At 63.0% G+C, this 19,973-nt stretch carries 22 protein-coding genes, 2 tRNA genes and 1 other RNA gene; 8 read left to right on the top strand and 17 right to left on the bottom strand.

The features are described from left to right. Positions 1-2 precede the first annotated feature (2 nt). Positions 3-2,519 (top strand): hybrid sensor histidine kinase/response regulator, encoded by a 2,517-nt coding sequence (locus XaFJ1_RS01160; protein ID WP_012914856.1) that lies wholly within the window; start codon positions 3-5, stop codon positions 2,517-2,519. A 197-nt stretch (positions 2,520-2,716) separates the two neighbouring features. On the opposite strand, the gene bfr is transcribed toward XaFJ1_RS01160, so the two are convergent. From bfr to XaFJ1_RS01145, 3 genes are all read right to left on the bottom strand, one after another. Continuing rightward, positions 2,717-3,187, bottom strand: a complete 471-nt coding sequence (gene bfr, locus XaFJ1_RS01155) for a bacterioferritin (RefSeq protein ID WP_012914855.1) — start codon at positions 3,185-3,187, stop codon at positions 2,717-2,719. Between the two features lie 101 nt (positions 3,188-3,288). After that, positions 3,289-3,498 carry a (2Fe-2S)-binding protein gene (locus XaFJ1_RS01150; RefSeq protein ID WP_012914854.1) on the bottom strand — a complete coding sequence of 70 codons (210 nt, stop codon included), beginning with the start codon at positions 3,496-3,498 and terminating at the stop codon, positions 3,289-3,291. A gap of 79 nt (positions 3,499-3,577) precedes the next feature. Then, the gene (locus XaFJ1_RS01145) at positions 3,578-4,189 is read right to left on the bottom strand and encodes an RNA pyrophosphohydrolase (RefSeq protein WP_012914853.1); all 612 of its coding nucleotides are present in this window, start codon (positions 4,187-4,189) and stop codon (positions 3,578-3,580) included. Between the two features lie 120 nt (positions 4,190-4,309). Here XaFJ1_RS01145 and XaFJ1_RS01140 point away from each other — a divergent pair. Next, positions 4,310-4,386 (top strand) — tRNA-Met (locus tag XaFJ1_RS01140). Positions 4,387-4,427: 41 nt separating this feature from the next. Next, positions 4,428-4,502: transfer RNA gene (locus XaFJ1_RS01135), tRNA-Gln, on the top strand. A gap of 389 nt (positions 4,503-4,891) precedes the next feature. On the opposite strand, the gene rpsI is transcribed toward XaFJ1_RS01135, so the two are convergent. Together rpsI and rplM are read right to left on the bottom strand one after the other, a co-directional pair. Beyond that, positions 4,892-5,284: a 30S ribosomal protein S9 gene (gene rpsI / locus XaFJ1_RS01130; protein WP_012914852.1), complete on the bottom strand. Its 393-nt coding sequence runs from the start codon at positions 5,282-5,284 to the stop codon at positions 4,892-4,894. Positions 5,285-5,287: 3 nt separating this feature from the next. After that, positions 5,288-5,716 carry a 50S ribosomal protein L13 gene (rplM, locus tag XaFJ1_RS01125; protein WP_012914851.1) on the bottom strand — a complete coding sequence of 143 codons (429 nt, stop codon included), beginning with the start codon at positions 5,714-5,716 and terminating at the stop codon, positions 5,288-5,290. Between the two features lie 216 nt (positions 5,717-5,932). Between rplM and coq7 the strand changes: the two genes are divergently transcribed. Both coq7 and XaFJ1_RS01115 read left to right on the top strand, forming a co-directional pair. Next, positions 5,933-6,574, top strand: coding sequence for a 2-polyprenyl-3-methyl-6-methoxy-1,4-benzoquinone monooxygenase (gene coq7 / locus XaFJ1_RS01120; RefSeq protein WP_012914850.1), 642 nt, complete (start codon positions 5,933-5,935; stop codon positions 6,572-6,574). 193 nt (positions 6,575-6,767) lie between these two features. Next, positions 6,768-7,280, top strand: a complete 513-nt coding sequence (locus XaFJ1_RS01115) for a hypothetical protein (protein ID WP_012914849.1) — start codon at positions 6,768-6,770, stop codon at positions 7,278-7,280. Between the two features lie 421 nt (positions 7,281-7,701). Here the strand turns inward: XaFJ1_RS01115 and speD are convergent, their stop codons facing one another. Further along, complete coding sequence (speD, locus tag XaFJ1_RS01110; protein ID WP_012914848.1) at positions 7,702-8,496, bottom strand: adenosylmethionine decarboxylase; 795 nt, start codon at positions 8,494-8,496, stop codon at positions 7,702-7,704. Between the two features lie 142 nt (positions 8,497-8,638). Here speD and crp point away from each other — a divergent pair, with 142 nt between their 5' ends. Then, a complete protein-coding gene (gene crp / locus XaFJ1_RS01105; RefSeq protein ID WP_012914847.1) occupies positions 8,639-9,328 on the top strand; it encodes a cAMP-activated global transcriptional regulator CRP in 690 nt (229 codons plus the stop codon). Positions 9,329-9,832: 504 nt separating this feature from the next. Then, positions 9,833-10,039: a hypothetical protein gene (locus tag XaFJ1_RS01100; protein ID WP_012914846.1), complete on the top strand. Its 207-nt coding sequence runs from the start codon at positions 9,833-9,835 to the stop codon at positions 10,037-10,039. A gap of 38 nt (positions 10,040-10,077) precedes the next feature. Here the strand turns inward: XaFJ1_RS01100 and XaFJ1_RS01095 are convergent, their stop codons facing one another. The 11 genes from XaFJ1_RS01095 to XaFJ1_RS01045 all read right to left on the bottom strand — a co-directional run bounded on the left by XaFJ1_RS01095 (position 10,078) and on the right by XaFJ1_RS01045 (position 18,673). Beyond that, positions 10,078-10,800 carry a haloacid dehalogenase-like hydrolase gene (locus XaFJ1_RS01095; protein WP_012914845.1) on the bottom strand — a complete coding sequence of 241 codons (723 nt, stop codon included), beginning with the start codon at positions 10,798-10,800 and terminating at the stop codon, positions 10,078-10,080. Beyond that, the gene (gene trpC, locus XaFJ1_RS01090) at positions 10,797-11,591 is read right to left on the bottom strand and encodes an indole-3-glycerol phosphate synthase TrpC (protein WP_012914844.1); all 795 of its coding nucleotides are present in this window, start codon (positions 11,589-11,591) and stop codon (positions 10,797-10,799) included. Before trpC ends, XaFJ1_RS01095 begins: the two co-directional genes overlap by 4 nt. 169 nt (positions 11,592-11,760) lie before the next feature. Next, positions 11,761-12,819 carry an anthranilate phosphoribosyltransferase gene (gene trpD, locus XaFJ1_RS01085; RefSeq protein WP_012914843.1) on the bottom strand — a complete coding sequence of 353 codons (1,059 nt, stop codon included), beginning with the start codon at positions 12,817-12,819 and terminating at the stop codon, positions 11,761-11,763. A gap of 50 nt (positions 12,820-12,869) precedes the next feature. After that, entirely contained in the window at positions 12,870-13,508 is a 639-nt protein-coding gene (locus XaFJ1_RS01080) for a flavin reductase family protein (RefSeq protein WP_012914842.1), read from the bottom strand. Positions 13,509-13,558: 50 nt separating this feature from the next. Then, positions 13,559-14,137 carry an aminodeoxychorismate/anthranilate synthase component II gene (locus XaFJ1_RS01075; RefSeq protein WP_012914841.1) on the bottom strand — a complete coding sequence of 193 codons (579 nt, stop codon included), beginning with the start codon at positions 14,135-14,137 and terminating at the stop codon, positions 13,559-13,561. Further along, positions 14,137-14,976, bottom strand: a complete 840-nt coding sequence (locus tag XaFJ1_RS01070) for an AbiJ-NTD4 domain-containing protein (RefSeq protein ID WP_049887160.1) — start codon at positions 14,974-14,976, stop codon at positions 14,137-14,139. Before XaFJ1_RS01070 ends, XaFJ1_RS01075 begins: the two co-directional genes overlap by 1 nt. Beyond that, positions 14,976-16,451 (bottom strand): anthranilate synthase component I, encoded by a 1,476-nt coding sequence (gene trpE, locus XaFJ1_RS01065; RefSeq protein WP_012914840.1) that lies wholly within the window; start codon positions 16,449-16,451, stop codon positions 14,976-14,978. The genes XaFJ1_RS01070 and trpE overlap by 1 nt, the downstream gene beginning before the upstream one ends. Positions 16,452-16,656: 205 nt before the next feature. Further along, a non-coding RNA gene (locus tag XaFJ1_RS01060) (sX9 sRNA) lies at positions 16,657-16,734 on the bottom strand. A 438-nt stretch (positions 16,735-17,172) separates the two neighbouring features. Beyond that, positions 17,173-17,655 (bottom strand): GNAT family N-acetyltransferase, encoded by a 483-nt coding sequence (locus tag XaFJ1_RS01055; RefSeq protein WP_012914838.1) that lies wholly within the window; start codon positions 17,653-17,655, stop codon positions 17,173-17,175. Between the two features lies 1 nt (position 17,656). Beyond that, complete coding sequence (gene rpe, locus XaFJ1_RS01050) at positions 17,657-18,325, bottom strand: ribulose-phosphate 3-epimerase (protein WP_012914837.1); 669 nt, start codon at positions 18,323-18,325, stop codon at positions 17,657-17,659. Between the two features lie 9 nt (positions 18,326-18,334). Next, on the bottom strand, positions 18,335-18,673 hold the full coding sequence (locus XaFJ1_RS01045) for a J domain-containing protein (RefSeq protein WP_012914836.1): 339 nt from the start codon (positions 18,671-18,673) through the stop codon (positions 18,335-18,337). 137 nt (positions 18,674-18,810) lie between these two features. Here XaFJ1_RS01045 and XaFJ1_RS01040 point away from each other — a divergent pair, with 137 nt between their 5' ends. Continuing rightward, on the top strand, positions 18,811-19,737 hold the full coding sequence (locus XaFJ1_RS01040) for a phosphoribosylaminoimidazolesuccinocarboxamide synthase (RefSeq protein ID WP_012914835.1): 927 nt from the start codon (positions 18,811-18,813) through the stop codon (positions 19,735-19,737). Positions 19,738-19,973 lie beyond the last annotated feature (236 nt).

Here is a 19,973-nt window from a genome sequence, read left to right as displayed (position 1 = left end):
CCATGTCCGCACAAAAACGCCAGCCCCTACCATGGCTGGCTGTGCTGGGCACAGGCAGCGCCATCGGTAGTGCGATCCTAGCGCTGCCACCGATGGCGCTGCCGGCACCATGGCCTTGGCTGGCGCCAGCGTGCATGATCGCCGCGGCCATACTGGCCGCGACCGCCGGCTGGCGCGCACAGCAACAAATCCGCGAGCTCGACGCGGCCCTGACCCGCGCCGACCTAGCCGAATCCGAACGTAACGCGCTACAGCGCGATGTACACCTGCGCGAACGACTGGAGCGCGAGCTGGTCCAGGCCAAGCAGGCGGCCGAGGCCGCCGTGCTCGCCAAGGGCGAGTTCCTGGCTACGATGAGCCACGAAATCCGCACGCCACTCAACGGCATCATCCCGATGCTGGAACTGATCGCACACAGTCCACTCGACCTGGACCAGCGCGAGATGCTGCGTGCAGCCAACACCTCCTCGCTGCAATTGCTGCGTATCGTCGACGACATCCTCGACTACTCCAAGCTTGAAGCGAACCGGCTGGAGTTGGAGACCACCGCCTTCAATCTGCGCGAACTGCTCGACGACGTATTGCAACTGATGCAGCGCGCCGCGGAGGCCAAGGGCCTGCGCATGGCACTGCAACTGGACCGGGCAGTGCGCTTGCCGGTACGCGGCGATCCGGTGCGACTACGCCAGGTGCTGAGCAATCTACTGGGCAACGCGATCAAATTCACCGCACGCGGGGGCATCGACCTGCATGTGCGTCGTCTCGGCGAGAGTCCGGCGCAACACGTGCTGCGCTTCGAAGTGCGCGATACCGGTATCGGCATCAGCGCCGAGCGCCAGGAACGGCTATTCCAAGCCTTCACCCAAGCCGACGCATCCACGACCCGCCTTTACGGCGGCACCGGCTTGGGCCTGGCGATCTGCAAGCGCATCGTCGAGCTGATGGGCGGACGCATCGGCCTGGAATCCAAGCTCGATCATGGCGCTATCTTCTGGTTCGAGATTCCACTGCTCAAGGTGATCGGCGACCTATCGCAGGGCAACGGTCAGATGCCGTGCCTGCATGCCCTGCTGGTCAGCGCGGACCCGCGCTTGTACCAACGACTGAATCGGCTGCTGCCGAACTGGGGAGTACAGGTCAGCAAGGTCGATTGCACCCAGGAAGCGCTGGAGCGGCTACGCAATGGCAACAGCGCACGTTCGACCTACGACCTGGTGATCGGCGATCTTGACGGCATGCGCCACAGCGCCCGCGCGCTGCAGCGCGCGGTAGCGCGGCTGCCGGCGCCGCAGACCACACGCCTGATCTGGCTTTACGGCGACATGGAGATCCCCGAGGAAATCCGCGCGCACGGCGCACTGCTGTCGCGGCAGGCGGCCGACCTGGATCTGCGCAGCATGCTCGCCCTGGACCCACCTGCGACGGCCGTGAACGCGGGGATGCCGAAAGAATACACCGCCGTCGATACACTGCCTGCCACGGACACCAAAACGGAGATCGAAAGCGAGCGTGCCAAGGGCCGCGGTACACCGGACAACACGCCTCGCACGGACGCCATGACCAGCAAATCGAACCTACAGACCACGCCCAGCCAATACCGTCTGCTGCTGGTTGAAGACAACCCCGTCAATATGATGGTGGCGCAACGGTTGCTCGAGGCCCTGGGGTATCGTGCCGACACTGTCGAAAACGGGGCAGCGGCGTTGACACAATTGGCTCAACAGGCTTACGACCTGGTGTTGATGGATTGCCAGATGCCGGTACTGGATGGTTACGCCGCCACCCGCCAATGGCGTCAGTCCGAAGCCAATGCGACGCAGGCGCGTCTGCCGATCGTGGCGATGACCGCCAATGCCATGGCCGGCGACCGCCAGCGCTGCTTGGATGCCGGCATGGACGATTACCTATCCAAGCCAATCGACCAAACTCGGCTAAAAGCCTGCCTGCAACGCTGGCTGCCGACCCGTCCTTCCATGAGCGCGCAGGCGCACGTACCTGCAACAATGGTCCCTGGCATGGGCGCAACCATGGCCGATTCGAGTGCTGTTCACAACGCCAGCAGCAGCACGCAGCTGCCTCCCACGAAACAGCCGACCGCCACCATCGCGGCCACGCCGACGCCAGCATCGGCAGCTACGGAGAGCACCAAGCCCCTGGCATTGGCGCAGCAAGTGCTGGAGATCGAGGTGCTGGACGAACTACGCGACGTCGTTGGCAACGCCAACACTGCGCAGATCGTCGACACCTTTCTGGGCGATGCGCCACAGTTGATCCAGCGCATGGAACAAGCCGTCGCAACCACCCAGGACGCACTGCTGCGCGATGCCGCACATACCCTGAAATCATCGGCCGCCAACGTCGGTGCCCAGGCCCTGTCGGCGGCAGCCCGACGCATCGAAGCCGGCGTGCGGGCCGGGACGCTGGAGCATCCCACCGTCGAGGTCAGCCAGGTCATCGCCGAGTTCGCACAAGCGCGATTGGCCTTGAAGGGCTACCTCACCACTTTGCGCAACGCTTAAGCCATCGCACTCTGACATCGTGGGTGCTTCGTCGCAGCGGGGTAGGCGGACCGTTGTGCAACAGATCAACGCCTCTGGGCCATGCCGATCCACCACAGATCAGGGATGTGACGAAAAAAGAAGCGCAGCGTGCTTCCTCGGAACATCGGCCGCCGCACAGGCGCAAGGCCGCGCCATGTGGCGGTCAGCGACGCGACTCAGTCCTCGAGCTTGGTCAGCAGGTAGTTCGGCTCGCCGATGCGTGCGATCAGATCCAACTGGGTTTCCAGCCAGTCGATGTGCTCTTCCTCAGACTCAAGGATGTCGGCGAGCAACTGACGGCTGACATAGTCCTGGATCGACTCGGCGTAGGCGATGCCCTCGCGCAAGGTGGCGGTGCCGTCCTGCTCCAGAGCCAGATCGCATTCGAGAATTTCCTTCGGGTTTTCGCCGATGCGCAACTTACCCAACGCCTGGAAATTGGGCAGCCCCTCAAGGAACAGGATACGGTCCGCTAACTTGTCGGCGTGCTTCATCTCGTCGATGGATTCCTTGTACTCGTGCTCGGCCAGTTCCTTCAGGCCCCAGTTCTTCAGCATCTTGGCATGCAAAAAATACTGATTGATTGCGGTCAGTTCGTTGTAGAGGACCTTGTTGAGGAACTCGATGACCTTGCTGTCACCCTTCATCGCATCGCTCGCGGAAGATGGAAAGTGCAGACTCTAGCGAATCGAGCGCCACCGTGAGGGAACGCGAATCGTGATCATCCAGCCACATGACGGCGCAGGACTCAGGCAGCGCGGGCTAGACCGACCAGCACCGGGAGCGGCAGTTCACGCGTGAGCGAACGTTCCAGCAGGTCGGCGGCCATCTCCAGACAGGAGCCGCAGGTGGCACCGCAGCCCGTGCGCATGGTCAATTCGGACACGTTGCAACAGCCAGCCTCGGCGGCTTCGCGGATCTGGCGATCGGTGACCCCGTTGCAGATGCAGACGTACACGGCAAGATTGGCTGTGGACGGCGCGGACTACGCCCGGGATCATTCAACCTGAAGTGAGAATGGTTGTCAATTCCACCCGTTAATCGTGATTCACCCGTGCCGCCCATGGCCCGCCACGCTTGCGCGGCCGCTTACGCGGGCGCTCGTGACCAGCGGTGTTACCCGGTAACCAGGCCTCCTGCGCCAGCGCCGGCATGGCGCGGATGCCACTGCCGGCGATGTTCTGGGCCAAGGGCGCCAGATGCCGCAATGCACGCGCGTACACACCACGTTTGAAAAGCACCACATGCTCGACCGGATACCAGAAATCGACCCAGCGCCAGTGGTCGAACTCCGGTGTCTCGGTCAACTCCAGATTCAGCTGGCTCTCGTCGCATTGCATGCGTAGCAGGAACCAGACCTGTTTCTGGCCGATACAGACCTGGCGCTCATTGCGGCGAATGGCCCGGCTGGGCAAACGATAGCGCAGCCAACCGGGCGTGGCGCCGAGCACTTCCACATGCTCGGGCAACAACCCGGTTTCTTCGCGCAACTCGCGGTACATGGCCTCGACCGGGGTTTCGTCGGTGTTCATGCCACCTTGCGGGAACTGCCAGCCGTCCCGGCGCACCCGGCGTGCCCAGAACACCTGACCATCCGGCCGCATCAGCACGATGCCTACGTTCGGTCGATAGCCGTCCGGATCGATCACGATGCGGACTCCTGAAAAATCTACTGGCTCCGACTCTGCCATGGTGGCGGTCAAGCCACAAGCGGGGCAGAAATCCGTTGACAGTCTCCCCATTCTCTATAAGAATTGACGGTTCACCGAGGCTATGTAGCTCAGCCGGTTAGAGCACAGCACTCATAATGCTGGGGTCGGTGGTTCGAGTCCACCCATAGCCACCATGGTATCCACGCTGAAGGCGTGCAATAATTTTGCTTCGCATTGCCCCGTCGCCAAGCGGTAAGGCACCTGACTCTGACTCAGGCATTCGGTGGTTCGAATCCATCCGGGGCAGCCAAATAAAAAAGAAAGCCGATCGAGAGATCGGCTTTTTATTTGACCAGCGTTTAGTTTGCGACGGGCCCGTTGCGCCTGAGCTCCACACCGCGCACAAGATGCGAGCCCAACACCTTCCACCACGCAGCACCCTTGAACTCCAGGGGACTTTTCAGCACACATTGATACACAGTCGGCGCCTCGCCTCGAACCAGCATGAACGAACCACACGCGGCACTGCGTCAAACGCGCACAACCCAAAACCGCTGCGATCACGCGCATCCATACCCCGCAATCGTCATCGCTCAGCAAAGCGCAGAGCAAAGCCCCAACACGACAAAAGCCCGGCCGGAGCCGGGCTTTTGTACACCCCAGTGGAATCCGCAGGATTCCACGCCAGGGGCGATGGTATCAGCGCTTGGAGAACTGGGTGGCGCGACGCGCCTTGTGCAGACCGACCTTCTTACGCTCGACCTCGCGGGCGTCGCGGGTCATAAAGCCAGCCTTGCGCAACTCGGACTTCAGCGTTTCATCGTACTCGACCAGCGCACGGGCAATCCCCAGGCGGATCGCACCGGCTTGGCCGGTGGTGCCGCCACCAGAGGCGGTGACAACAATGTCGAAGCTCTCGGTGTTCTTGGTCAACTCCAATGGCTGACGCACGATCATGCGCGCAGTCTCGCGGCCGAAGAACTCGTCCAGCGGACGACCGTTGACAGAGATATTGCCAGTGCCCTTGCGCAGGAACACGCGAGCGGTGGAGGACTTGCGGCGGCCAGTGCCGTAGTTTTGCGTGATAGCCATGATTTAGATATCCAGAACCTGCGGCTGCTGAGCGGCGTGCGGATGTTGCGCACCGGAATAAACCTTGAGCTTGCGGTACATCGCGCGGCCCAGCGGCCCCTTGGGCAACATGCCCTTGACCGCGATCTCGATCACACGCTCCGGATGGCGCTCCAACGCCTGCTCCAGGCTCTCGGTCTTCAAATTGCCGATGTAGCCGGTGAAGCGGTGATACTTCTTGTCCTTTAGCTTGTTACCGGTGACGACGATCTTCTCGGCGTTGATCACCACCAGGTAATCGCCAGTATCGACGTGCGGGGTGTAGACCGGCTTGTGCTTGCCGCGCAGACGGCGAGCCAGCTCGGTGGAAAGCCGACCCAGCGTTTTGCCGGCGGCGTCGACGAGATACCAGTCGCGCTGGACGGTCTCGGACTTAGCAGTTAAGGTGCTCATTGAAAGACTCGGTTGGTCGGGCGGATTCCTGCGGCGAGCTGCCGGAACTTTGCCACGCGTTGTGATATTGCAAAAATACAAGAGGCGGAATTCTACGCGCGACTTGGGTTGCGTGCAAGTTCTTCCCAGCGCTAGCGGCCGAATGACCCGTCATGCTTGGCAGTGCGCCAGCCCGAAGGCGAGAATCGACTCTTCCACTGCTTCAGGGCCTCCCGCATGACGGACAGCCGCCAGCATTCTCCACTCGATCGCATCCTGGTCGAGGCCCAGCGCGCGCTGGAGACCGTGTTCGGTGATCCGCCAGCGCAACGGCCCTACCCCGGGGCCAGCGCCGACGTGGTGCTGGCCCCGGACGAGCGCCGGCACGCGGCCGGGCTGATGCGTATCAACCATGTCGGCGAAGTCTGCGCACAGGGGCTTTACTTCGGTCAAGCCGCGGTCGCCCGCGACCCGGCCACGCGTGCGCAGCTGCTGGAGGCGGCACAGGAAGAGACCGATCATCTAGCCTGGTGCGCGAAGCGGCTACGCGAACTGGACAGCCGCCCGAGCCTGTTCAATCCGCTCTGGTATGCAGGCAGCTACGCGATCGGCACGCTGGCCGGACTGCGTGGCGATGGCTGGAACCTGGGCTTCGTCGTGGAGACCGAACGCCAGGTCGAGGCGCATCTGGACGAACACCTACAGACGCTGCCACCAGCCGACCTGCGCAGCCGCGACATTCTGACAGTGATGAAAGTGGACGAGGCACGCCATGCCGAGCATGCCGAGCACGCCGGCGCGCGCCACCTGCCCGTACCGATCCCCACCATGATGGCCGCCGCGTCGCGGCTGATGAAGGCGGTCGCCTATCGACTGTGACCATGACCGCCAGCGGCGGCAAGCAGTAGCGCCAGCTGGTATTGCCAGCAGATTCGGGTTAAAGTGAACAAATGCTGACCGATTTCGCGCAAATGCACGACATGCTCCCGATGGGCAATCCGCTGCGTCGCTTGTCATCTGCCGCATTTTCCGTGTCTAGCGCCTTCGGCGTGGGCTCCACCCGCCGACCACCATGCCCGCAGCCACGCTCCACTCGCACTCACTGCTGATCCGCCGGCTCTCCCGCCTGCTGTTCGCCAGCCTGTTCGCGCTTTGCAGTGGCGTGCTGCTCTATCAGTTGCTCGGCGACTATGCCCACGCCAGCGCGATCCTGCGCGACCACTCGGTGGCCACTGTCCCGGTCATCGCCGATGGCGCCTTCGGCATGCAGGCCCGGCCGTTGGTGCGCTATCGCTTTCATTATTTATTCCAGAGCAGGGGACGGCTGCACAACGGCGCGTTCGAAGCCAGCGGCGCTGAAGCGGCACCGTTGCTGCTGGACGGCGCCACCGTGGAGATCGCCTATGCCAACGCCGATCCATCGCAGTTCGGGCGGCTCGACCAGCTGCAGCACGCCGGCAATCTGGGCGGCATGCTCACCCGCGTCATCATCGCGCTGTCGATCACCGCGCTGCTGGCGGTGGTCGCGCACCGCTTGCTGATCGGCCGCCTACTCGCCCGGTGGCAACGGATGCCCATCGCTTGAAACCGGCACTCGGCAAAGCACCCACTTCAGGCCGATTACGCTAGTCGCCCCGCGCCCACCGGATGCAAGCCCAACGCACCGCCGCCAGGGCACTGTCGCCGAATGCCCCACGCAGCCGCGGCCACGCCTCGCCTGCCACAGAGCCCGACCCCAGTAGATCGCGCAGCAATCCCCAGACCGGAGCCGCCAAGCGCCCCGGCCTCACGGCACCCGGCCAGCAGCAAAGCGAAACCGCCGCCATCCTTCGCGCAGAGGGCTGCGCCGATGCCCCACACACCCTGGCAAGCGGCAGGAAAAATTGGCGCGCCGTCTCTGATCGTAGACAAATACAGGGGCGACAGCACGCTTTCGCGGCACCTCGGAGCCCTGTCGGCAACCCGCAGCGCGCAAATGCGCTCTTGCATAACCCCGATACCGAGACTTATTCGACCAAATTGCGGCCGTGGAACAACTCCTCGATCTCGCGCTTGAGCAGCGCTTCGATACGCATGCGCTCCTTGAAAGATAGATTCTTGGCTTTCTCCTCGAACAGGTACTGATCCAAGTCGAAGTCCTTCAGGTGCATCTTGGTATGGAACATGTTTTCCTGATACACGTTGACGTCGAACATTTCGTAGCGCGACTTGATGTTCTTCGCCAGAAAATTCTGGATCGAATTGATCTTGTGATCAATGTAGTGCTTCTTGCCCTTCACGTCGCGGGTGAAGCCGCGCACACGGTAATCCATGATCACGATGTCCGATTCCAGACTCTCGATCAGATAGTTGAGCGCCTTCAACGGCGAAATCACCCCGCAGGTCGCGACATCGATGTCAGCACGGAACGTGGCGATACCGTGCTGTGAATAGGTTTCGGGGTAGGTATGGACAGTGATGTGGCTCTTGTCCATATGCGCAACCACGGCATCGGAAATGATTTCCTTGCCCGCCGCCTTCTTGTCGATGACCGGCTCCTCGGAAATCAGCATCGTCACCGACGCGCCCTGCGGATCGTAATCCTGGCGTGCAATATTGAGAATGTTGGCGCCGATGATCTCGGCCACATCGGTAAGAATCTGGGTCAGACGATCGGCGTCGTACTGCTCGTCGATATATTCGATATAACGCTGACGCTCATCTTCAGAAATCGCATAACAGACGTCGTATATGTTGAAGCTCAACGCCTTAGTGAGGTTGTTGAAACCTTGTAACCTCAGGCGAGGCAACGGCTTGACCACGGTGTGGGTCCTTTAAATTTCACGGGGGATGCACAAGATTATGGGCTAAATGCACGCAATGCGAAATGTGTCGTACGCCCATGTTTGCCGGCGCGAACGCGTCCCGTTAAGCTTCACGAATCACGCCGTAGCTGAAACCCACATGAGTCCCGGAAACGCCACCATTGCAACACCAGTGCGTATCGCTCCAAGTCCTCTGACGTTGGACAACGCCACCATTGATCGCTTTTTAGCCCATAGCCACCGTCGCCGTTATCCGGCGCGGACCGACGTGTTCAGACCTGGCGACCCCGCCGGCACCCTGTACTACGTGGTCAGCGGCTCGGTTAGCATTATCGCCGAGGAAGATGACGACCGCGAACTGGTCCTTGGCTATTTCGGCAACGGCGAGTTCGTCGGCGAGATGGGCCTGTTCATCGAGTCGGACCAGCGCGAGGTGATCCTGCGCACGCGCACCCCATGCGAACTCGCCGAGATCAGCTACGAACGCTTACACCAGTTGTTCCTGGGTTCGCTGTCTGCCGATGCGCCGCGGGTGTTGTACGCAATCGGCGTACAGCTGTCCAAGCGTCTGCTCGACACCTCGCGCAAAGCCAGCCGCCTCGCGTTCCTGGATGTGAGCGACCGCATAGTGCGTACCCTGCACGATCTAGCCCAGGAGCCGGAGGCGATGAGCCACCCGCAAGGCATGCAGTTGCGGGTGTCACGGCAGGAGTTGGCGCGACTAGTCGGCTGCTCGCGCGAGATGGCCGGCCGGGTGCTGAAGAAGCTGCAGGTCGACGGCACGCTGCACGCCCGCGGCAAGACCGTGGTGCTGTACGGCGCGCGCTGATCGGCATGCCTCGTTCGCTGGACGCACCCAGACTCCCGCCGAAATACGACTGAACGAGACGTTCTACTAGCTTCGTTACGACCGGACTGCTGGCTGGCGCAGTTGCTTGAGAACACAATGTGCCTGGCCTTCGACCTGTTCTTTTGCCAGGTGCTGCTCGGCCTGGGGCTGGCCGCGGGCCACCATCAGGTCCCGCTTGGACAGTGCCGAAGTCGTCACCAACGGCGTCTCCGGGCTGTCACATCTGGCCCTAGGCCCATGTCGACAAACATCTGTTGCTACGCCAGGGATGGCCTGCGGCATCGCGACACCCAACCCACGGATCGCGTTAACTGGCACGTTGATCCGAGATCCGAGCCTTCAAGTACACCTGTGCCTGCCATGGCGGTGTCGATCATGTTGCGCGCGAGAACGCGCGCATTCACGGCGCGAAGTTCCTCATGCCCCGCGCGAGGCTTCAGCGCCAACATGCCGTGCTGGACGGCGACGGCAGTGAACCGGCGGATGCCCACTCCCTGCTCGCGCAAAACGTCCAGACCCCGGCCCAAGATCGATGTGGTCAACGCTGCGGAGAAACGCAATTCCGCCTGGGCATACTGGCAATTCGAAGGCAGCTTCGGTACCTACGACATCGACCACGGGCAGTGGATCGGGCCGATCCACCAAGCCCTGGTGGCGAGCGACAGCGCCTATTCCGCACGCGACCGTTGAGCAACACCGTCAAACGCTGGGCTGCCGTCTCGCGGCAATCACGCGCTAACCGCGTCGCCGGCGCGATCGCGGCATCCCCAGTTCAAAATCGGCGTGCCGGACGGCAAGGTGCGCCGAAACACCGCCACCGCCGAGGTCTTGGGATTGACCACCACCGGCGCGACGGCCGCTTGCAGCAGCGGCAAGTCGGCGATGCTGTCCGAATAGGCCTTGGCGATAGCGCCATAGCCGAGCTCGCGCAGCATGCGCAGCTTTTCCTGATTGTGGCAATGGCGGGTCGCGACGACCGCGCCCAGCCGCGGAGCGATCAGGCTGCCGATCACCGGCACATCCTGGTGCGCGACGAAGCCAAGAATCGCCCGCGCCAATTCCGGCGGCGCACCGGTGGCGACGACCACCCGGTCGCCGGCGGCACGGTGCCGGGCGAATACCTCCAGCGCTTGCGGCAGCAGTCGCTGCCGAATCTGCACCTGATGACGCAGGACGTACTGATCGATGATGACGTTGAACTCCCGCACGCGACGCAGGCCGAAACTGGCGATCCACACATAGCCGGAAATGCCAGTGCGGCGGGTCGGCAGCATCGCCACCAGCGGCCCCAACAAGAGCGTCGCCAACAAGGCGGCGATCAGGCGCAACGGACTGCGCCGGATCAACCAAGCGAACAGGTGACTGCCGGAGTCGCCGTCGTACAGCGTGTGATCGAAGTCGAACACCACCACCGGCGCGTCGGCGTGCGGGACTGGATACGGCGCACTCATGCAGAGAAGAACAACTGGCGCAGCGCTTCTCCAGGCTCCTCCGCACGCATGAATGCCTCCCCGACCAGGAAGGCATGCACGCCGGCAGCGCGCATCGTCGCCACGTCTGCTGCGCCAAGAATGCCACTCTCGGTGACCAACAGGCGATCGCGCGGCACCGCGTCCTTCATCGACAAGGTGGTCTGCAGCGACACTTCGAAGGTACGCAGATTGCGATTGTTGATGCCGATCAGTGGCGCTGGTACTTGCAGGGCGCGCTCCAGTTCGTCGATGTCATGCACTTCCACCAGCACATCCATCCCCAACTGTAATGCCAGCGACGACAGCTCGGCCAATTGCAGGTCGTCCAGCGCAGCGACGATCAGCAAAATACAATCGGCGCCGAGCGCGCGCGCCTCGTATACCTGGTATGGGTCGATGGTGAAATCCTTGCGCAGCACAGGCAGCGTGCACGCCTCGCGCGCCTGCTGCAGGTAGCGATCGTGACCCTGGAAGAAATCCTCGTCGGTCAGCACCGACAGGCAGGCAGCACCGCCGAATTGGTAGCTGACCGCGATATCGGCCGGATGGAAGTCGGGCCGGATCACGCCCTTGGATGGGCTGGCCTTCTTGACCTCGGCGATCACCGCTGGGTCGCCGTTGGCGATGGCGGCCTGTAGGGCGCGCGCGAACCCGCGCGTGGACGGCATGGCCTCCGCGCGCGCGGCCAGCTCGGCCAACGGTACGCGTGCGCTGCGTTCGACGATCTCTTCGGTCTTGCGCGCGAGGATGGTGCGGAGAATGTCGCTCATGCGTTGGGATCCTGTGGAGAGGAAGGATTATCGGCGATGCGGGACGTAAGCGGCAGTCAAGCCAGGACTCGCGGCTCGCAAGAGCGTAGAAGATCTCATGCCTACCGCAAGTGCGTGCGGCACGATTCCGGTACTGCAGCGAACGCAACTGCATGGGCGAAGAGGGCTCTCAGTGGGCCTCGGACCCCTGGTTCCTGGCCTGGACCAATTCCCGCGTGCACACCACATACGCCTCAAGCTTGGCACGTGCCCGGCCATCGGCAATGGCGGCACGAGCCAGGGCGATACCGGCGGCGATGTCGGCGGCCACACCGGCCACATACAACGCCGCACCGGCGTTGAAGGCGACGATGTCCAACGCCGGGCCGGGCACGTTGTCGAGCACGCCACGCAACATCGCCATCGATTCGGCGGCATCGGCCACCTTGAGGTTGCGGCTGGCCGACATGGCGATGCCGAAATCCTCCGGATGCAGTTCGTATTCGCGCACTTGACCATCGCGCAACTCGCCGACCAAAGTGCCGGCTCCCAGCGACAGTTCGTCCATGCCGTCGCGGCCCCACACCACCAACGCACGCTCGGCCCCCAGCTCGTGCAACACACGCGCCTGGATGCCGACCAGATCCGGATGAAACACCCCCATCAGGATGTTCGGCGCACCGGCCGGATTGGTCAGCGGTCCGAGGATGTTGAAGATGGTACGCACGCCCATCTCGCGGCGCACCGGCGCCACCACCTTCATCGCCGGATGATGCACCGGCGCATACATGAAACCGATGCCGGTGGCGTGCAGCGCCTGCGCCACCTGCTCCGGTTGCAGCTCGATCGCCGCGCCCAGCGCTTCCAGCGCATCGGCACTCCCGGACTTGGAAGAGACGCTGCGATTGCCGTGCTTGGCCACTTTGGCCCCGGCCGCGGCGGCGACGAACATCGCACAGGTGGAGATGTTGAAGGTATGCGAACCGTCGCCGCCGGTGCCGACAATGTCCACCATATGGCGGCGGTCGGCGACGTCTACTGTGCGCGAGAACTCGCGCATCACTTGCGCCGCACCGGCAATCTCGCCGACCGTCTCCTTCTTCACCCGCAGCCCGGTGAGGATGGCCGAGGTCATCGCCGCCGATACCTCGCCGCGCATGATCTGCCGCATCAGCCCGACCATCTCGTCATGGAAGATTTCGCGGTGCTCGATGGTGCGCTGCAGGGCTTGCTGTGGCGTGATGGTCATGGAGGAAAGATCTGTTGCTGTCCGAAGAGGGAGAAAAGCTGTCACTGGGGTCAGCCCGGGCGAGCGGGCCGCTCCAGGCGCAACCGACCTTGCGCGAGCACCTCGAAGTAATCGGCCGGTCCACCGGCGCGCAGCAGGGTGCCGACCGCGGCCGGATCGTAGAGCCCGTCCTGCAATGCGCTGCGCGCGATGTGCACGCCGACCACCTCGCCGAGTACCAGCCAGGTCTGGATCGGTTCACCGCGCGCGGTCTGCAGCGGCAGCAACTGGCTGAGCCGGCATTCGAAGCTCACCGGACTGGCGGCGACCCGCGGCGCGCCGACCAGCCGCGAGGGCGCGACGGCCAGCCCAGCCAGAGCGAACTCGTCAACCTCCGGCGCGACCGCCGCGGAACTGGCGTTCATCGCCTCGGCCAGTACGCGCGTGACCAGGTTCCAGGTGAATTCGCCGCTGGCCTCGATGTTGCGGACACTGTCCTTCCAGCCGATGCTGGCGAAACCGACAATCGGCGGGACGTAGTTGAAGGCGTTGAAAAAACTGTAAGGCGCCAGGTTGGCAACGCCGTCGGCACCACGCGAACCGATCCAACCGATTGGCCGTGGCCCGACGATGGCATTGAACGGATCGTGCGGCAGTCCATGACCATGAGCCGGTTCGTAGAAGTGGAAGGTCTCAGTACGATCGTGCATCGATAGGCATCCGGCGGTGACGGGAAGGAACGTGGTGCCGGCACGGCGACTCAACGTTCCAGGAAATTCTTCAACAAGGCGTGACCATGCTCGGTGAGGATGGACTCGGGATGGAACTGCACGCCCTCCACCGGGAACTGGCGATGCCGCAGGCCCATGATTTCTTCCATGCTGCCATCGGCGTGTTCGGTCCAGGCGGTGATTTCCAGGCACTGCGGCAGCGTGGTCTTTTCCACCACCAGCGAGTGGTAGCGGGTGGCCTCGTAGCCATCGGGCAAACCGGCGAACACGCCCAGGCCCTGGTGGCGGATGCGCGAGGTCTTGCCGTGCATGATGGTGCCGGCGCGCACCACCTGCCCGCCGTAGACCTGACCGATGCTCTGGTGACCCAGGCACACACCCAGGATCGGCGTGCGCTGGCCGAGCCGTTCGATCAATTGCAGCGACACCCCCGCCTCATTCGGCGTGCATGGACCGGGCGAGATGACGATGCGCTCGGGCGCCAGGCGCTCGATCTCGTCCACGCTGAGCGCATCGTTGCGCACCACCTTGACCTCGGCACCGAGCGCCTGCAGGTACTGCACGAGGTTGTAGGTGAAGCTGTCGTAGTTGTCGAGCATCAACAGCATCAGCTGGCCTTCTTTGTCTTAAGTAAATTCACGAATGCACTGCATGTAATCAGAAAATAGCGCGCGTCGGCTTGCGTGATGTTTGATTCACCTATCAAGGAATGCCGAATGCCGTCAGCTTCGCTCGTGTATCCGTAGAGCTGCGAAAATGCGCCGCTCAAAGCAGCATGCAGCGCTCCAGATCGCTCCAAATGTTTGAGTGCTTTACCAAGCGTTGCATTAGGTTCCCCAGAGACGATCCGAGCCGCGGCTTCGACAGCCGAAATGGATTCCTTGATCGAATTCCGATAGTCCGGGTTGTTTCGATCCGTCATCAACTGAAGGGCGGAAGCGATGTGTTCTTGAGACTCGGAAAATGAATCTGACAGCGCCTTGTTGACTTCATCGAGTTCGGGAGGATCAACGATTGGGACAAAGATGCCATTGAGGAGACGATATCCGGAGCACTCGGTTTCAAGCACGTAATTCAGTCCCTTGATGAACCAGGATGGATCTTTTATCAACCCAGCTTTGCTACTCAGGCCAACCATGAACTCGACGAAATCATAGACTTCATTCCATTCGCAACCAAAGAAATGCCCCTTCACTTCATCCAAATCAGTCAGATACCAACCATGAGGCATGTCACTTTCACTCGGGCGCGAGTCGATTGGCTTCTTGAAATGGAATTGCCAAATGAGTCTCGAAACACGTTTTTGGCTGTCATAGCCGTTTGTATCAAAGAAGTTCGTATAGAGAACATTCCAAAGCCCATTCCGAAGGACATCGTCCATCTTTCCGACCTGGGCCACGCTTCTCGACTCCTTAAAACCCAGTCGCTCACTGAATGTCCTGTCCATCAGAGACCCTTCGCCGCCTCGGCCACCGCGCGGAACAGCGCGCGGCCCTTGCTCATCGTCTCGTCCCATTCCGCTTGCGGATCGGAGTCGTAGACGATGCCGGCGCCGGCCTGCACGTGCAGGCGGCCATGCTTGATCACCGCCGTGCGGATGGCGATGGCGGTGTCGGCATCGCCATGCCAGCCGAGGTAGCCGATGCTGCCGGCGTAGACGTTGCGCTTGATCGGCTCCAGCTCGCGGATGACCTCCAGCGCACGGATCTTCGGCGCGCCGCTGACGGTGCCGGCGGGGAAGGTCGCGCGTAACACGTCGGCGTAGCTGAGTCCTGGCAACAGCGTGCCGGTGACTTCGCTGACGATGTGCATGACGTGACTGTAGCGCTCGATCACGAAGCGCTCGCCGACCGCCACGCTACCGGCCTGCGAGACGCGGCCAGCGTCGTTGCGGCCCAGGTCGATCAGCATCAGGTGCTCGGCGCGCTCCTTGGGATCGGCGAGCAGCTCCGCTTCCAGTGCGAGGTCTTCTTCCACGGTCTTGCCGCGCCGACGCGTGCCGGCGATCGGGCGCACGGTGACCTGCCCGGCTTCCAGGCGCACCAGAATTTCCGGCGAGGAACCCACCACCTGGGTGTCGCCGACATCGATGAAATACATGTAAGGCGACGGGTTCAACGCGCGCAATGCGCGGTACACGTCCAACGGACGCGTGTTGAACGGCACGCTCAGGCGCTGGCTCAGCACCACCTGGAAGATGTCGCCGGCACGGATGTAGTCCTTGGATTTTTCCACCGCGGCGATGAAGCCTTCGCGGGTAAAGCCGGAGACGAAATCGCGCTCGTCGAGGACGTCGCGCGCCAGCGGCGCGGGATAACCGGCGCCGGGCTGGCGCAGCGTGGCGGTAAGCGCGTCGAGCCGCGCCTGCGCCATCTCCCAAGCGTCGGCAACGGACGGATCGACGTGTACGATCAGGTACAGGCGGCCCTTGAGGTTGTCGAAGACCGCGACCTCTTCGGACAGCATGAGCAGGATATCCGGCGTGTCCAATTCGTCGTGGGCATCGCCGCCAGCCAGACGCGGTTCGATATAGCCGATGCACTCGAAACCGAACCACCCCACCAGGCCGCCGGTGAAACCCGGCACGCCCTCGATCCTGGGCACCGTGTGCTGCACGCGCAGTGCCTCGACCTCGGCGAGCGGATCGGCGACCTCGCGCCGCTCGACCAGATTGCCGTGGTCGCGCACCTCCAGCGTGTGGCCACGAAAGGTGTACACGCGGCGCACCGGCAGGCCGATGATCGAATAACGGCCAAAGCGCTCGCCACCCTCGACCGATTCGAACAGATAGGTATGCGGGGCGTCGGCGAGCTTGAGATAGACCGACAACGGCGTGTCCAGATCGGACAACACTTCGCGAACGACAGGGATACGGGTGTGGCCTTCAGCGGCGTAGTGCTGGAACTGCTCGCGGGTGATCAAAACGGCTTTCCTTCCGGGGCGCGGTGACGGGACGGACGACGGCTGCAGGCCACCATCGCCACGCACGGCGAGCCGAAGTGAAGGAACGCGGGGTCGTCAAGCTGGACATGGCAGTTACTTTACCGCAACTGCGGCGAGTGGCAACGGTTGCAGACGGCACGGTCGATTGTGCGACGGCGGGCACGTGGCAATGGCTGTTTAGAGTGGCCAACAAAACGTCGCGAGTCGCTGTCGGGGGGGCGCGGACAGCGCGCAGGAACCGCCGTGTACAAAGGGGGTACATGCGGATTCCGAGCACTGCCCACGCCCGCCCGGCGGCGACATAGTCGTTTTGTTAGCCACTCTTAGGCGCAGCGGCTCAGGCGGATCATGGCCGACGGAACCGCGTCTGCGGTACGGGCGCGGACATCGGCGCGGCGCGCAACGACCACCGCGCCACCTGAAAATCAAAGACCAATGCGCTGCTGCCATGCGCCGCCTGCGCGGACCATGCCGCGTGCTTCGCCGACACGGCATAAGGCGGATTGGGAATCGATAGGACAGCACGCCGCACGCTGTCATACCTGCGTCACCGATGATCCGGAACATGGAAGGCCATAGCAGGGACGACGGATGGAGGCAGGATCAGCCTCCAAATATTTCTAGAGGAACCGCACCGGCAACCGTGCGGTTCCTGCTTTTTGCACGTCGCTGCTTTTCATGCGCAGCAGGTCAGCAGCGCTCACCCGGCCGCGAACCTGCTCAGTGCCTCGCCCTGCAAGCGATACACGGTCCATTCGTCCTGCGCCTGCGCGCCGGCTGCTTCATAGAAGTCGATCGCCGGGCGGTTCCAATCCAGCACCGACCACTCGAAACGACCGCAGCCTTCGGCCACCGCCTGCCGCGCCAGATGCCGCAACAACGCCCTGCCGGCACCGAAACCGCGATGCGCGGGATCCACGTACAGGTCTTCCAGATACAGGCCGTTGCGCCCGAGCCAGGTGGAATAATTGTAGAAATACACCGCGTAACCGGCCGGCTGCGCATCGACTTCGCAGATCAACGCATACGCACGCGAGTGCGGACCGAACAGACTGGCGCGCAGGCTGGCTTCGTCGGTTTGCACCGCGTCCTCGGCGCGCTCGTAGCGGGCCAAGTCGCGGATCATGCGCAAAATCAACGCGGCATCTGCGGCCAGCGCCGGGCGGATCTGCACAAGCGCCATCTCAGCGCGCCGCCACCGCCGCGCGCATCCGCGCGATGACCTCGGCGTAGTCCGGCGCGTTGAAGATGGCCGAGCCTGCAACGAACGTGTCGGCGCCGGCGGCCGCAACCGCGGCGATATTCTCCGGCTTGACCCCACCATCGATCTCCAGCCGGATCGGCTTGCCACTGGCGTCGATGCAGGTGCGGATCGCGCGCAGCTTGTCCAGCGCCGAGGGAATGAACGTCTGCCCGCCGAAACCCGGGTTGACCGACATCACCAACACCAGATCCAGATCGTCCAGCACCCAGTCGAGGATCTCCAATGGGGTCGCGGGGTTGAGCGCCAGCCCGACTTGGCAGCCATGCGACTTGATCAGTTGGATACTGCGGTGGACGTGGCGGCTGGCCTCTGGATGAAAGCTGATGAGACTGGCACCGGCCTCGGCGAAATCGGGAATCAGCCGATCCACCGGCTCGACCATCAAATGCACGTCGATCGCTGCGGTCACCCCGTGCTTGCGCAGCGCCTTGCACACCATCGGACCAATGGTCAGATTCGGCACGTAATGGTTATCCATGACATCGAAATGGATCCAGTCGGCGCCGGCACGCAGCACCGCATCCACTTCCTCGCCAAGACGGGCGAAATCGGCGGACAGGATGGATGGGGCAATGATGCAATCGGACATGGCAGGATCTCAGCGTTTGCGCAGTAGGCGAATCCGGTCGTAAGCCGTGTTGAGCTGGCTGGCCTTTTTCTCGGCGCTGGCGCGCAACTCTGGACTGGCGTTGGCAACCTTGTCGGGATGGTATTGGGACATCAGGCGGCGATAAGCAAGTTCGATTTCCGCGTCGGTCGCATCGCGTGTGAGGCCCAGTTCGCGATACGGATCTTCGCGCTGAGACAGTTTGAACCAGTCCGCGTCGAAAGCATGTCCGATCAGCAAGCCAATAAATGCGCCAAGCACGGGCGTGGGCCGCAGCAGCAAGGCCCCGGCAATGGCGCCGAGCAGTTTTCCGTACCAGGGCTTGGACAAAGGGCGGGCTCGGTGGACAGGACGGTATATTTTACGGCACAGCGGGTCTTTCCAGCCTTACACTACGCGGCCCGCCGTCCGCCGCGGGCCCGCCGGGTCCCGAGACGGTGGCCATTGCGAAGTCCGTAGGAGCGTCTGTGTCCACCACGCTGTTGCAATCCGATCTGCCTGGCCTGCCGTTGCGTCACCGCGGCAAAGTCCGCGACGTGTTCGATCTGCCGCGCGACCGCCTGCCTGCCAACGCCCCGACCGGCGACTACCTGCTGATGGTCGCCACCGACCGCTTGTCCGCCTTCGACGTGGTGCTGCCCGACCCGATTCCCGGCAAGGGCGAGATGCTATGCCAGGTCTCCAACTTCTGGTTCAAGAAGACCGAGCACCTGATGCCCAACCACCTCACCGGCATTGATGTCGCCGCAGTACTGCCCGAGGGCGTGGACACCGCGCTGTACGCCAAACGCGCGGTGGTGACCCGCAAGCTCAAGCCGGTGCCGGTGGAAGCCATCGCCCGCGGCTATCTGATCGGCAGCGGCTGGAAGGACTACCAGCGCACCGGCAAGGTCAGCGGGATCGAACTGCCCGATGGCCTGCGCCAGGCCGAGAAACTGGCCGAACCGATCTTCACCCCCTCGACCAAGGCCGCCGTCGGCGATCACGACGAAAACATCGATTTCGACGCGATGGTCAAGACCGTGGGCGCCGAACTGGCCGAGCGCGTGCGCGACGCCACCTTGCGCATCTACCGCTTCGCCGCCGACTTCGCCGCCGAGCGCGGCATCTTGCTGGCGGACACCAAGTTCGAATTCGGCACCGACCTCGATGGCCGCCTGTACATCATGGACGAGATGCTGACCCCGGATTCCTCACGTTACTGGCCGGCCGACGAATACGAAATTGGTACCAGCCCGCCCAGCTACGACAAGCAGTTCGTGCGCGACTATCTGGAAACGTTGGACTGGGGCAAGACCGTGCCCGGCCCGCGCCTGCCGCAGGACGTGATCGAGCGTACCCGAAGCAAATACGCCGAGGCACTGCAGCGGCTGGCGGGCATTTCGGTCGATTGAACGGCGTCGCCCTACGCCGGCGCGTGGACGACGTCGCGCATGCGGACGCGGCAGCGCTACGCATACTCCACCGCATGAGCGGATCGGCCCGGAACCGGCGATGATCTCGCCAAGGCTTGCACTTCTTCGTTCCTGACCATGGCAACCACCGGATCGGCACTAGCTCCAACACGCTTCTCCGGGCAACGCGCGGATCTGCGACACGTCGCGAACGGCCACACCTTCCCATCGGTCGC

Origin of the sequence: Xanthomonas albilineans, assembly GCF_009931595.1 — a bacterium.
GTDB classification, from domain to species: Bacteria; Pseudomonadota; Gammaproteobacteria; order Xanthomonadales; family Xanthomonadaceae; genus Xanthomonas_A; species Xanthomonas_A albilineans.
This window is presented reverse-complemented; position numbering and strand designations above follow the sequence as displayed.

Excerpts from the sequence above, each read along its gene's own strand:
- XaFJ1_RS01160 (WP_012914856.1), top strand. The coding sequence starts at position 3 with ATGTCCGCACAAAAACGCCAGCCCCTACCATGGCTGGCTGTGCTGGGC.
- bfr (WP_012914855.1), bottom strand. The coding sequence starts at position 3,187 with ATGAAGGGTGACAGCAAGGTCATCGAGTTCCTCAACAAGGTCCTCTAC.
- rpsI (WP_012914852.1), bottom strand. The coding sequence starts at position 5,284 with ATGGCTATCACGCAAAACTACGGCACTGGCCGCCGCAAGTCCTCCACC.
- rplM (WP_012914851.1), bottom strand. The coding sequence starts at position 5,716 with ATGAGCACCTTAACTGCTAAGTCCGAGACCGTCCAGCGCGACTGGTAT.
- coq7 (WP_012914850.1), top strand. The coding sequence starts at position 5,933 with ATGACGGACAGCCGCCAGCATTCTCCACTCGATCGCATCCTGGTCGAG.
- XaFJ1_RS01115 (WP_012914849.1), top strand. The coding sequence starts at position 6,768 with ATGCCCGCAGCCACGCTCCACTCGCACTCACTGCTGATCCGCCGGCTC.
- crp (WP_012914847.1), top strand. The coding sequence starts at position 8,639 with ATGAGTCCCGGAAACGCCACCATTGCAACACCAGTGCGTATCGCTCCA.
- XaFJ1_RS01100 (WP_012914846.1), top strand. The coding sequence starts at position 9,833 with ATGCCCACTCCCTGCTCGCGCAAAACGTCCAGACCCCGGCCCAAGATC.
- XaFJ1_RS01095 (WP_012914845.1), bottom strand. The coding sequence starts at position 10,800 with ATGAGTGCGCCGTATCCAGTCCCGCACGCCGACGCGCCGGTGGTGGTG.
- trpC (WP_012914844.1), bottom strand. The coding sequence starts at position 11,591 with ATGAGCGACATTCTCCGCACCATCCTCGCGCGCAAGACCGAAGAGATC.
- trpD (WP_012914843.1), bottom strand. The coding sequence starts at position 12,819 with ATGACCATCACGCCACAGCAAGCCCTGCAGCGCACCATCGAGCACCGC.
- XaFJ1_RS01080 (WP_012914842.1), bottom strand. The coding sequence starts at position 13,508 with ATGCACGATCGTACTGAGACCTTCCACTTCTACGAACCGGCTCATGGT.
- XaFJ1_RS01075 (WP_012914841.1), bottom strand. The coding sequence starts at position 14,137 with ATGCTGTTGATGCTCGACAACTACGACAGCTTCACCTACAACCTCGTG.
- XaFJ1_RS01070 (WP_049887160.1), bottom strand. The coding sequence starts at position 14,976 with ATGGACAGGACATTCAGTGAGCGACTGGGTTTTAAGGAGTCGAGAAGC.
- XaFJ1_RS01055 (WP_012914838.1), bottom strand. The coding sequence starts at position 17,655 with ATGGCGCTTGTGCAGATCCGCCCGGCGCTGGCCGCAGATGCCGCGTTG.
- rpe (WP_012914837.1), bottom strand. The coding sequence starts at position 18,325 with ATGTCCGATTGCATCATTGCCCCATCCATCCTGTCCGCCGATTTCGCC.